Annotated in this window: 16 protein-coding genes; 8 read left to right on the top strand and 8 right to left on the bottom strand. The window is 41.8% G+C overall.

From position 1 onward, the window contains the following. Positions 1-351, top strand: a 351-nt coding sequence (locus QXL29_01545) for a 4Fe-4S dicluster domain-containing protein (protein ID MEM2283273.1), incomplete at its 5' end; no start/stop codon positions are given. 18 nt (positions 352-369) lie between these two features. Here QXL29_01545 and QXL29_01540 read toward each other — a convergent pair. Then, on the bottom strand, positions 370-1,284 hold the full coding sequence (locus tag QXL29_01540; protein ID MEM2283272.1) for a malate dehydrogenase: 915 nt from the start codon (positions 1,282-1,284) through the stop codon (positions 370-372). A 101-nt stretch (positions 1,285-1,385) separates the two neighbouring features. Between QXL29_01540 and QXL29_01535 the strand changes: the two genes are divergently transcribed. Further along, entirely contained in the window at positions 1,386-2,783 is a 1,398-nt protein-coding gene (locus tag QXL29_01535; GenBank protein ID MEM2283271.1) for a Tm-1-like ATP-binding domain-containing protein, read from the top strand. A gap of 54 nt (positions 2,784-2,837) precedes the next feature. Here QXL29_01535 and speB read toward each other — a convergent pair whose 3' ends face one another. Further along, on the bottom strand, positions 2,838-3,740 hold the full coding sequence (gene speB, locus QXL29_01530) for an agmatinase (protein MEM2283270.1): 903 nt from the start codon (positions 3,738-3,740) through the stop codon (positions 2,838-2,840). Positions 3,741-3,820: 80 nt separating this feature from the next. Between speB and glyS the strand changes: the two genes are divergently transcribed. The 6 genes from glyS (at position 3,821) to QXL29_01500 (ending at position 8,254) form a co-directional block, all read left to right on the top strand. Beyond that, on the top strand, positions 3,821-5,530 hold the full coding sequence (glyS, locus tag QXL29_01525; protein MEM2283269.1) for a glycine--tRNA ligase: 1,710 nt from the start codon (positions 3,821-3,823) through the stop codon (positions 5,528-5,530). 134 nt (positions 5,531-5,664) lie between these two features. After that, positions 5,665-6,024, top strand: coding sequence for a hypothetical protein (locus QXL29_01520; protein ID MEM2283268.1), 360 nt, complete (start codon positions 5,665-5,667; stop codon positions 6,022-6,024). Then, on the top strand, positions 6,024-6,437 hold the full coding sequence (locus QXL29_01515) for a hypothetical protein (protein MEM2283267.1): 414 nt from the start codon (positions 6,024-6,026) through the stop codon (positions 6,435-6,437). Before QXL29_01520 ends, QXL29_01515 begins: the two co-directional genes overlap by 1 nt. A gap of 76 nt (positions 6,438-6,513) precedes the next feature. Continuing rightward, on the top strand, positions 6,514-7,206 hold the full coding sequence (locus tag QXL29_01510; protein MEM2283266.1) for a hypothetical protein: 693 nt from the start codon (positions 6,514-6,516) through the stop codon (positions 7,204-7,206). Further along, positions 7,139-7,768 (top strand): tRNA-intron lyase, encoded by a 630-nt coding sequence (endA, locus tag QXL29_01505; GenBank protein ID MEM2283265.1) that lies wholly within the window; start codon positions 7,139-7,141, stop codon positions 7,766-7,768. Before QXL29_01510 ends, endA begins: the two co-directional genes overlap by 68 nt. Before the next feature lie 27 nt (positions 7,769-7,795). Beyond that, a complete protein-coding gene (locus QXL29_01500) occupies positions 7,796-8,254 on the top strand; it encodes a hypothetical protein (protein ID MEM2283264.1) in 459 nt (152 codons plus the stop codon). Here QXL29_01500 and QXL29_01495 read toward each other — a convergent pair. The 6 genes from QXL29_01495 to QXL29_01470 form a co-directional block, all read right to left on the bottom strand. Beyond that, the gene (locus tag QXL29_01495; GenBank protein MEM2283263.1) at positions 8,202-8,825 is read right to left on the bottom strand and encodes a UbiX family flavin prenyltransferase; all 624 of its coding nucleotides are present in this window, start codon (positions 8,823-8,825) and stop codon (positions 8,202-8,204) included. The genes QXL29_01500 and QXL29_01495 overlap by 53 nt on opposite strands. Positions 8,826-9,110: 285 nt before the next feature. Further along, on the bottom strand, positions 9,111-9,776 hold the full coding sequence (locus tag QXL29_01490) for a DUF655 domain-containing protein (GenBank protein MEM2283262.1): 666 nt from the start codon (positions 9,774-9,776) through the stop codon (positions 9,111-9,113). Positions 9,777-9,798: 22 nt separating this feature from the next. Then, complete coding sequence (locus QXL29_01485) at positions 9,799-10,125, bottom strand: hypothetical protein (GenBank protein MEM2283261.1); 327 nt, start codon at positions 10,123-10,125, stop codon at positions 9,799-9,801. Positions 10,126-10,130: 5 nt separating this feature from the next. Continuing rightward, a complete protein-coding gene (locus QXL29_01480) occupies positions 10,131-10,430 on the bottom strand; it encodes a 50S ribosomal protein L21e (GenBank protein MEM2283260.1) in 300 nt (99 codons plus the stop codon). 69 nt (positions 10,431-10,499) lie between these two features. Continuing rightward, the gene (locus QXL29_01475; protein ID MEM2283259.1) at positions 10,500-11,372 is read right to left on the bottom strand and encodes a hypothetical protein; all 873 of its coding nucleotides are present in this window, start codon (positions 11,370-11,372) and stop codon (positions 10,500-10,502) included. A 6-nt stretch (positions 11,373-11,378) separates the two neighbouring features. Continuing rightward, positions 11,379-12,092 (bottom strand): acetate--CoA ligase family protein, encoded by a 714-nt coding sequence (locus QXL29_01470; GenBank protein ID MEM2283258.1) that lies wholly within the window; start codon positions 12,090-12,092, stop codon positions 11,379-11,381. Between the last annotated feature and the right edge of the window lie 36 nt (positions 12,093-12,128).

The following is a 12,128-nucleotide window of genomic DNA, read 5'->3' as shown; positions in this document are numbered from 1 at the left end:
CAGAAGATCCTTCAAGTAACTAATGTGTGTGTTCAGTGTGAGGAGGCTTACTGCGTTTCAGCGTGTCCTGTGGGAGCGTTATCAAGAGACAATGTCTTAGGCTACATAAAAGTAGATAAAGACCTCTGCATATCTTGTGGGTCGTGCGTCGAGGCATGTCCTTATAAAGGCATAATACTGAGTCACGTAGATGTTAAGCCGATAATATGTGATTTATGTTATGGCGACCCACAATGTGTTAAGTGGTGTCCTTTCAACGCTTTAGAATACCTAGACATTAACGAGAAGACTATCTCGCTAGTTAAGCTAGCGCGAGAGAAAATGATTAGCCTAATTAAGGAGATTAGATGAGCGTAAAAACGCTTCGTTTTAAGTGAGTAGCTTAATTAAAGACTTAACAGACTCAACACTACTTAAGAATCTCTGCTTCTCATCCTCATTCAGCGGCAATTCTACTACTTTCTTCACTCCAGTCTTGCCCAACAATACTGGAACTTCTGCTACTACATCGTACTGTCCGTACTCACCGTCGAGGAAGACGCTCGCAATCAATAGCTTGTTTGAGTCTCTCCTTATGGCTTCTACCATAACTGTTAATCCAGCTGCTGGCCCGTAAGAGCTACTATAGCCTTTAAGCTTAGTTATTGTTGCTCCTGCTTCGATGGTCTCTTTCGTTATTGACTCAATCTCGTTCTCGTGTAGCAACTGAGTTAGGGGGACACCACAGACTGTGGAAAATCTAGGTAATGGCAACATGTTTTCGCCATGCATTCCAACGACTACTGGAGTTATCGAAGAATAACTTACGTTGAGTTTTCTAGATGTGTAGTAAGCTAATCTAGCAGAGTCTAGAACTCCACTAAAGCCTATTACTCTCTCTCTAGGGAAGCCTAATTTCTTAAACATTAAGTAAGTCATTACTTCTAAGGGATTCGTAGTGATTATTACTATGGAGTCTGGAGCATATTCTCTAATCTTAGGAGCTATGTCATTAATTATTGACGCATTATCCGTGATTAGTTGCTCTCTAGTCATGCCAGCTTTCCTAGGTTTACCTGCAGTTACTAAGACTATGTCACTACCTCTGATCGTGCTGAAGTCTTCTGAACCCTGTATGTCCACGTCAATGCCGAGGACCGCGGCAGCGTGAGATAAGTCGAGAGCTTCTCCCCGCGCTAGACCTGGCACAACATCTACTAACACTATCTTGTTATCAACGCCTCTTAAGAGGCACATCAAAGCAGTTGAAGTTCCTACTCTGCCAGCTCCTATTATTGAAATCACGTTTTCGTCACCCTATAATATCTCCTTATCTTAATTTAAGGAGTCTTCCCTTTCATTATTAAATAACTCTTAGGGGTTCTTTAATTCGGGGTATACTAAGGATGAGTTTAAAACGTCCTGTAATAGCTATTCTAGTAACGCTAGATACTAAAGAGGGTGAAGGCTTCTTCCTTAAGGAAAGGATTGAAGCTAATGGCGGGTTAGGATTTCTAATAGACATTTCTATGCGTAAACACGAGCCTAGATTGGGTAAGGCTGATGTAAGTAACGAATTACTAGTTAAGTTAGCTGGCTACTCTATAGAAGAACTTAACGATATGGATAGGGCTGATGCTCAAGAAATAATTGCTAGGGGTGCTCTGACATTATTAAAGAGTAAAGTAGCTAGTGGTGAAGTTGACGGTGTAGTAGGTATAGGTGGGTCGACAGGCTTAGGTCTCGTGTCTATGATAATGCGTGAATTACCTATGTTAATGCCTAAAATCGTGGTAACTACTGCCGTGAGCGAGGCTTGTAGTGCCGTATTAGGCTCGGATATAACGATAGTGTGGTCAATAACGGACTTTTCGGGAGGTACTTCACTTAACTCTATAGAAGCTGAAGTACTCAATAAAGTAGCTGCAATGATAGTTAAAGCTTCCTCACCCACTCCCGTAAGTATTGAGAAGAAGCCAATGATTCTAGCATCTCAATTCGGTAACACAACGCCGTTCATTATGGTCTCTAAGGAGATCTTATCTAGTAAAGGTTATGATTTTGTTTCGTTTCACGCTCTAGGACGCACTGGCGGATACGTCTTAGAAAAACTAATTAGTTCTGGCGTTGCTGTAGGGGTTCTTGACGCTACCACCCACGAACTCACAGATGAATTGTTCGGGGGAGTTCTCAACGCAAGTGTAGGCGGAGTTATTAGACTAACTACGGCAGGTAAGTTAGGAGTGCCTCAAGTAGTTCTCCCTGGAGGAGTAGATCAAATAGTTTTCTGGAAGCCTGAGAGCGTTCCTGAGAAATTCAGAAGTAGGTGCGTCTACGAACATAGCAAAGGATTAGTAACTCTGGTTAGAGCTACTGGTGATGAGCTGTATGCTGTGGGTAAGTTAATGGCTGAAAGACTGAACATGTCTAAGGGACCTACAGTAGTAGTGTTTCCTTTAAGGGGTTTCGGAATAATAGATAACGACCCCAACATAAAACCAGTCAACTTTCCTTCAGGAGCTTACTGTCAAGAATTAGTATTTCATGAAGATAAGGTAGTATTTAAGCGGACTAATAAACCATGGTTCAATAAAGAATCTAATCTTCAGTTTCTCAAAGCTCTTCTAGAATACTTAGACTTATCGAAACCTAATATAGACTTGATAGTAGTAGACCATAACATAAATGAGCCTGAAGTAGCTATTCTCAGCTCAGAGATTCTTCACAACATGATCAAAGGTGTCTGGAGGAAAGGCTGGATCCCCAGAGTACCGAATCTCAGAATAATTCAAGAAACTAACTAGTCTTTAGTATGTGCGGGGAGCAAGCAGTACGCGATTTTCACATGTCGTTACTTCTTAGGTTCTTATGACGCTTAAGAATTTCGTGAAGACTTCTATTAGTATTTTGGCTGCTAAGAACGAAGTAACGTCTCCTAGGTCGACGAGGGGGTTTACTTCAACTAAGTCGAGACCAGAAGTTTTTTCATCTATTATGTTCGTCAGCAAGTCTATCACTAGTGTTGGTTGAAGTCCTTCGGGTTCGGGGGTAGACACGCCCGGTGCGTAGGCTGGGTCTATCACGTCCATGTCTAGAGAAACGTATGTGTGACTACATGTGGTTAAGAAGTCTCTAACCTTGCTAACTACTTCTCTCAGGGTCATTCTGTTAAGTTCGTATGAGTTAATCATGTTTAGACCGGCTTCCCTAGCTTCTCTTAACTCTCTGGAATCAACTGCTCTAAAACCTAAGACCATTAAGTTCTTTACTCCTACAACCTCACTAGTTCTTCTGGTCGCGCAGGCATGACTATATCTGAAGCCTAGGTAGTCTGGCCTGAAGTCTAGGTGCGCGTCAAGAACCAAAACACACGGAGGTTTCCCTATAGCGTTGAGGAATCCCTTAATAATCCCGTAAGTGATTATGTGGTCTCCTCCCACAAAAGCTGTTTTCCTGTTCTTGAATAACTCTTCAGCAACCGCTGAGACATTTCTTAATGTTGCTTCAGCATTGCCATGTACTACTGCTACATCACCTTCATCTACTGGGGGATTTTCTTCTAGTGCGAGTCCGTTCCTGAATGAGTAAGTTTCTAGAGAGTGTGATGCGAGTCGTATATGTATCGGCGCGAATCTTGAACCACTTCTAAAACTGTTGGTTGAGTCGAAAGGAACTCCTACGAAACTTAGAGGGTTTCTCTTTCTGTCTCCGCTTACGCCTAAAAACACGTATGGGTTATTAACTATGTAGAGTTCTAGCATTACTTATCCACTCCTTAATGTATGGTGATAAGGTTTTATAAAACTAGAATCTATTTATTTTCTTTAGGTGTTGCGTGAGCATGAGTAGTGGTGACAAGTACGAGAAGATAGTTGATTTAGCGGCGCGCAGAGGTTTTTTCTGGCCGTCTTACGAGATTTACGGCGGTTTAGCAGGTTTTTACGATTTAGGTCCTTTGGGTTCTCTCTTAAAAGAGAACATAAAGAAGCTCTGGCTAGATTACTTTGTTTTCAAACATCAAGATATGGTTGTTCTTATAGAGACTCCTATGATAGCCCCTGAGATCGTTTTTAAGGCATCGGGACACTTAGAAAGTTTCACTGATCCTATAGTCACTTGCAGTAAGTGTGGCAAGATTTACAGAGCTGACCATCTCTTAGAGGATATCCTCGGAGTTAAGGTTGAGGGCTCACGTCCTGAGGAATTAACCTCAATTATTAGAGGTAAGGGAATTAAGTGTCCTTCATGTGGTGGTGAGTTAGAGGATGTGAGAACTTTTAACCTCTTGTTTCAGACTAACGTGGGTCCCTACAAACACGACGTAGCCTACTTAAGGCCTGAAGCAGCTCAGGGAATGTTTACTTCTTTTAAGAGGGTCTTTACTGCTATGAGGTACTCACTCCCGCTAGGCGTAGCTCAGGTGGGTAGGGTAGCGAGAAACGAAATATCGCCTAGGCAGGGAATGATTAGGCTAAGGGAATTCACTATAATGGAGGTTGAGTTCTTTTTCGACCCGGAAGACCCTGGAGAACCTGATTTTAGTAGGTTTCCCGGGAAGCTGAGGATATTAACTGCTGATGCTAGGAGTAAGGGTTTAGACGAGGTTATTGACGTGAAGCCTGAAGAAGCAGTTGCTGAGGGTATAGTGCTGAATAAGTGGCTTGCTTATTGGATGTCAGTAGCTCAAGCTTTTGCTAGGGAGCTTGGATTAAGTGATAAGGAGATACTATTTGAAGAAAAACTTCCTGAGGAGAGAGCTCACTACTCCAAACAAACGTTTGATCAATTAGTTTCTATATCTAGGTGGGGTTGGGTCGAGATATCTGGTCACGCGTACAGGACAAACTACGACTTATCACGGCACATGAACTTCTCAGGCGAAGACATGACTGTCTATAAGGAACTCAAGAAACCAGAAGAAATTATTACGAAAAGAGTATTTATTAACCAGAGTCTCTTAAAAGAGCTTTTTGGTGCGAACGCACCTAGGATACTGCAAGCGTTAAGGAACTTAAGAGTAGAAGAGGTTGAGAAGATCCTTAAGGAAGGGGGAGCCATTATTGAAGGGTTTAAGATACCTCCAGGAATTCTGCGTGTTGAGGAAGTTAAAGAGGTTGTGAGGGGGCGCAGGTTCGTTCCTCACGTGGTCGAGCCTTCTTTCGGTGCAGAGAGACTGCTACTAGTAGTTCTAGATAGAGCGTATACTGAGGAGGGAGGTAGAATAGTCCTTAAACTACCTCCGAGACTTGCTCCTTACAAGCTTGCTGTTTTTCCCCTAGTGTCTAAGGAAGAGTCGCTCAAAGCCCTTGCTAAGAAGATTTATAATGATGCTGTTAAGGCCGGTCTCACGGTCATTTATGATGAGGACGGGAGTATAGGGAGGAGATATGCGAGAGTAGATGAGATCGGGGTCCCCTTCGCAGTTACGGTAGACTACCAGTCACTAGAAGACAATACAGTGACTTTAAGGTTTAGAGACTCGAGAGAACAGATAAGGATTAAATCAGACGAGGTCGTAAAGTGGGTCTTGAGTAGCTTATCAAGTTACTAAAGTTTACTTTGATTCCTCGCTCATTACTTGAGGTGAAGACCCACTCTCTGGGTAGTGAGGTGTCGGGCCTAAGACAGTTGGGTATGCAGTCAGTAATTTATATGTACACTACTTATTAATTTTTGTGGTGGTGTATGCTGAGTAGTGAGGGTAGCAGTCCTCAGCAACCTCAGAAGAGAGATATTAAGCAGCTAGTAGCCGTGATACCTCCGGCTAGTGAAGTGCTTAGTAAGGGGGTCAAGAAAGTCCTTGAGAAGAGAGTGAGAGTCAGGCTGAGAGACGGTGTGCCTGATGGCGTGATCTACGTTTCTAGCAAGCTAGCTAGCGAATTAAGTGTTAAAGATAAGGTTCAGTTATCTGTTTCTGGTAAAAAGTTTATGCTGAAAGTTTTCGTTTCTGACGATATTCCCGAGAACGAGGTCTGGGCTAATGAAGAATTCATGCGGAAGAACGGGATTTCTGACAATTCTATGGCTACTGTGAGGTCCACTTAATGGAGGACTCAATCATATTTAGGAAGCTAGAGGATTACACGTTAAAGAGGAATAAAGAGCTGGCTAGGTTAAGAGGCTTAACCGAGGATTTCCTGAATGGCAGAACTTCATATGATGTAGTGAAGAGTTACATAATTAAAGTCGGTAGGACTAGGAGTAGCTTAAAGAAGAGCATCGAATTATGCGGCTCTTCTGACATACGTAGGGAGTTTCTAGATTACATGAAGACTCTGATCACGTTCGTTATAATGGTGTCGGTGAATGACGAGGAAGACATATTAATGGACCTCAGGACATATCTACTCGATAAAGGTATGCGAGATGAAGTAGACTTTATAGACGGCGAGTTAACGAAAATTAAAGACTTGAGTAACGTAGCCTTAAAGATTTTGAAGACTCTATCCAACGTTTAGTGTTTCTTCCTAGACCTTTAAGGTATTTATTCTGGTTTATGAATTATTAAGTAGTAGTGATGTAGCTGGTGAGAACTTGGCTGAGGAGAGTATAAGACTTGATGAGATTCGCGAACGTGGCGAGAGGGAAAGTATAGCTGAGTCAGCTATTTCAGAACAATTGATAGCTCTAGTTAGAAGGTCCATGGACCTCTTCAAAGAGCTTCAGAGCCTCCTCAAAGAATTAGATGACTTAAACAAAGCTGGCGTTGAGAAAATATACGGCAGGATACGCCTAATAAAAGATGAGATTGAAGAGGGTGCTACAAACCTGTTTGAGTACGTTGTTAGAGTCTCTCCTGCTTTACCTATGGAGAACTTATACGTAGGCATCATACAAGACATCATTAGGTTAGCTGAGCACGGAGAGGCGGCCGCGAACAGAGCTTTACTCTTAGTTACTAAAGGATTTGAGAAGATGTCTGACAATATGTACATATACCTAGACTCTGTGATAAGGAGAATCACGGAGATGATGAGTACGGTAGTAGACATGCTAAACAAGCTGAGAAACTCTAAAGCTGTTAAAGAACTCTACCAGAAGGAGACCACTCTCGAGAATAACGTGGACGAGATCTACAGAGAATTAGGCTTAGAGATAATAAGATGCTACTCTAACGACGTAGGTGCTCTGCTTCTACTTAAGGAGTTGACGGATAAGCTTGAAGACACTGCTGACATACTTAAGAGGGTGGGGTCTGATCTTAGACTCATCTCACTCCATAGATGAGAAGCTTAAGAGTTGCGGTAATGGAGAAGCTTATCTGATAGGGTCTAAGGTAATAGTGTTTAATGTAGGTCTAGCTAAGTGCATTTTTGATGCTAGCTTTATCGGAAAACCTGTTGGTGTGAAGAAGCCTAAAGGAACGGAGGAAGTCAATAAGCCCCTGGAGCTATCACTTATAGAAGCGTACTACCTTGCCGAGAAAGGGATACTCAAGATCTTTAAAGATGGCATAGAATTAAGTCTTGAGGAGTTTAAGACTATATGTGGTACTCACTTACCAGAGTTTGAAGATTTATATAGAAACTATAGGGAGTTCAAAGACTTCGGGTTCACTATTAGGTCAGCACTTAAGTATGGGACCGACTTCGCTCTATATAAGAAAAGACCTGGCCTAGAACACGCTCCGTACTTGGTTAAGGTACTTAAGTACGGGCAATTCATAGAGCCAGGAGATTTAATCAGTTGGGGCAGGCTTTCACATAGTGTTAAGAAAGACTTAATATTAGCTATAACCCACCAGTCAGGACTCATTACCTACGTAGCTTTAAAATGGTTTAAACCCTAGATTATATAGGGTTAGCGAGAGAAACCGGTGAGTCTGTTGAGTTACCCAGACAAGCATCGAGTACCCCACGAAGAAAGACGTGGTTGGGTTAGGAAACCAGAAACACCTGAAAAGATACACGATGAAGAACGAAAGCTCATGAAAGAAGAGCTAAAACCCCTACCTCTGGGGGACAAGTGCAATACCCTATGTCCTTTCTTTAGGTGTTCTAAGAACGCGCTAGTAGTGGTGAATAAGGTAGTTAAGGGTCACGTACAGAAGGTAGCTATGTGTAGGTGGATAGGCGACACGTGCTTGGGATACAGGTGCCAATTCGCTTACTGTGAAAGGAAGGCGTTACTACCTGACGGTAAGTGCGCGTTCGCTGTCAAGTTTAGAGAGGGCGAGAAGGAATTCATTAAGGAGTTAGATGAAGCAAAGATAGACGAGAAACTCAAGAATCTATTAGCTCGTAGAAGCGGGCGCAAAGACTTGTTCCTTGAGTAGATTTAAGTCCTTCCCACCTCTTATAGAGATTATTTTCTAAACCTAATACGTCAAGAACTTTACCAACTATGAAGTCTACTAAGTCTTGAATAGATTGAGGCTTTCCGTAAAAAGCTGGTGAAGCAGGCATCACCACACCACCACTTAATGATATTTTGAGCATATTGACTAAATCCAGAGTCGATAATGGGGTTTCACGTATCACTACTATTAGTGGGCGTCTCAATCTAAGTGAGTTAAGAGCTGCCCTACTAATTAGGGTTGACTGTATCGAGTTAGCTATCTCGCCAAGCGTTTTGAGAGTGCAGGGAATCACTATAGTTCCGTCAGTTAAGTAAGATGATGAAGCTACAGGCGCGGTGAAATCGTACTCGCCGTACACACTCGACGCGATTCTCCTTAACAAATTAACTAGTTTGTCTTCGCTGAGACACTCATCAGCAGACACTAACTTGGCTTCCTCACTTAAGATTACGTGAACTTCATGACCCAAAGAACTTAAAACTTCTACGAGTCTTAACCCGTAAATTGTCCCGCTACTCCCTGTAATACCAACAACAAATCTACTCAAAACAAGCACCCTATGACTTAAGAACCCTAAACTCATTTAAATACTCATTGACAGAGCAGGTTTCTGTTCTTGACTAAACGATTATTGTGTATAAATTTACGTATTTATGGCGCAATCCGCAACTCAATAATGTTCGACCTAACTAAAACTTATAAATCTGTAAGTCGGTAGAATAACCGACAACTCTAGTGAATCGATCCAGCCCTAACAGTAAGCAATAAAGATGATGAAGCTCGAAAGGTATGAGAGGTGATTTGCCCGCGCAGGACTGAAAAATTCCCGTTATTATTCGTAACCCAACATAGAGTAGATCCTGTGTAGGTATCCAAGAACTACAGCGTCTCTAACTCCCGGGGGAGGTTCAAGAAATAAATATATTTTCTCTTCACCCTTAATCTCTTTTAAAATCCTTTCAGATATTAAACCCACAGGGTCTGGTATCTTGACCCTAGCTTGGATATCACGAAAAGACTCAAAAGGTTTTTTCCTTTCTTCAAGAATTGTCCACATAGTCTTCTTGCCGATGCCAGGTATTAACTCCAGCGAGTGTAGTTTTATAGTTACTGGTGCAGCAATGTTGAAAAAAGTTACGAATACCTTCTCCAGGTCTAGCACTACTATCTTAATTGCTTCAGGGAGGTAAGACTTAGCTACTGTTGTTAAGTCATCGTATCGTATCGACTCTCCCCACACATATCCAACCTTATCTCTCAACTCACGAAACCTAAAACTAACACATACTTTCTCGCCTTGAGTAACAGCTACACCTGGCTTAGGATGGAATTCTAGCAAGGTAAAGTAGGTAGTTCCTAGTGCTTGAGCGAGAGGCTTGTTTTTATGTGATGGGTGATGCTGGTCTAGTGGATTACCACCTGGCATAAAGTCGAGGACTACAGCAAAGTCTTCTCGAGAAACTCTCTTATCTCCAGTAGTCGGCCCTTTAAATCCCACGAGTAATACCTCCACAAGAACCTTACTTACTGCAGTACTCGCTTATTGTCTTAAGCACTTCATTAAGGAATTCTTCTTCATAACTTTTATTTTCGAAATTCAAAAGGATCTTAAGGGTCTCTATATCTTTAGGGACTATATTAGCTATCATCACGGCAGTTATCTCGTTAAAGCCTCGTTTTTCAAGTTCTTTAACTAGCTCATCGCCTTGCTTACACTTATTGAATTTGCGGAGGTAGTCTAAGACACGAAGCTCTATACTCTCAAGCTCTACTCCTTTCTCAGCTAATTCCTCAATCATTTTCTGTATTTTAGCGTATGTAATATTTTGAGAAGATATTATCTTCATTTACCTCACACACTAGCAGGTCTTAAATGTTCGGGATATGTTATTAAAGTCTTTTTCTTATCGCCTAGGTAGACCTCAATTACGTAAGCTCTTCCTCTCTTACCTACTACGAGGCCAACCTTACCCACATACCTTCTATGAGGTAAGGCGTCTTGTATGGCAGGGTTAGGCACGATACACACTTTATCGCCTTCCTTATACTCTTTCAGAACAGTACTTAAGGGAGGTACTGAACCCCGCTCTCTAACGTTCTTCTTCAGCAACTTCCTTGTTCTGTGTCTATACCCGCGAGATGCCTTAACCATCCAATCACACCTAGTTTTTATTGTTAGGTCTATCCTTAAAAAGTTAATATGTGTGAGTATGCGGAAGCTCTAGAGGTCCTCCTCTACCTCACCATAATATATTTTTAGGTCTTCTAAAGTCAGTCTCCTAGCTTCCTTCATTTTCTTCTCTATCTCTTCTTTCTTTCTATTCAATACTTCTTTCTCTCTGTTTTTAGCTAGGTTAGTCTTAAGATTCTTTAATTCTTCTTGAAGAGCTCGTAATTCTTCGACTCTGGAATTGATAGATGCACTCAACTGGTCTATTCTGAGCTTTACATCTGTCAACTCCTTCGAGAATTCTTCAAGTTTTTCTCTTAAGGAATCACGCTCTTCTTTGAGCTTATGTTCTTTATCTCTTAACGCCATCATCTTCTCTGTGATCTCACTTATTCTCTTGTTAAGGTCTTCTAACATTATTCTCAGGCTTTGATGTTCTGCCTTTACCTCCTTATATTCCTCCATTAATTTTCTCCCTTCAATAGCTTTTTCCAGCTCTTCTTCTAACCTGGCTATCTCCCTAACGATCTTGCTTTCTACTTCTATCGGCAGTGACTCAGTTATTATCCTCCACTCAAGCCTCTCTATCTCTTGCTTGATTTTATTTATCGAGTGTGGTATGCCGTTCTTTAAATTACTCATATTCTCTCTAATACTGACCAGCCTGCCCCTCGTATCTCTCAACTTACTTAAGACTTCTCTCCTCTGAGATATTAGCTGGTCTCTCTCTTCTCTGAGCTTGTTTTTCACACTCCAAATATTTTCTAACTTACTCTTAATGTTAGTGAGTTCTTCTCTGAGCTTGTTTCTCTCTTCTTTTATTTCTTTAAGCCTACTTATTAAGTCAAATCTCTGATTCTTAAGAGTCTTTATCTCTTCTCTTAAGTCATCTATTTTCTTAATTAATTCTTCGGCAGTACTCAACTAAAACTACCTTATAAGTATTCTGGCATCTGCTACTTTAGCTCCCTTACCTACCTCGAAAACCATTATTGGGTTGAGGTCTACGTCCGTGACTGACTCATGCTCCTCCATGAACTTAGCCAGCCTTAATATTATGTCTACTATAGCTTCCTTGTCTCTCGGCGGGGTCCCTCTATAACCATCTAATATTTTAGCTGCTCTGATTTCTGTGAGCATCGTCTCAGCATCATATCTAGTTAAGGGAGTTATTCTGAAGCTTACGTCCTTCAAGACCTCCACGAATATGCCGCCAAGACCGAACAGGAGTACTGGACCGAAAGTAGGGTCTCTAGTAGCTCCTACTATGACTTCAAGACTTTGAGGAATCATTTCTTGAACTAGAATACCGGCAACCTTAGCTTCAGGAGCATTAACTCTCACGTTGCGTATTATTTCGTCAAAACTCCTGCGGACTTCCTCACTCGAGTTTAGATTGAGCTTAACGCCACCCACGTCTGACTTATGAACTATGTCGGGACTAACTATCTTTAGCACGACAGGATACCCTACCTCCTCAGCTAGCCTGACTGCTTCCTCAGCAGAAGTGGCTAGCCCGAACTTCGGCGCGGGAATACCGTACTTTATTAGGACGTCGTAAGCTTCATGTTCTAGTAATTTGGTTCTGCCCTCACTCCTAGCCTTACTAATTACTCCCTCTACATATTCTCTCACACTACTCATTGAATTAACCCCAATATAGTCTACAACCCAGATTTA

Source organism: Zestosphaera sp. (assembly GCA_038843015.1).
GTDB lineage: Archaea > Thermoproteota > Thermoprotei_A > Sulfolobales > NBVN01 > Zestomicrobium.
Note: the sequence above shows the minus strand (reverse complement) of the source record. Positions and strands in the feature narration are given on the sequence as shown.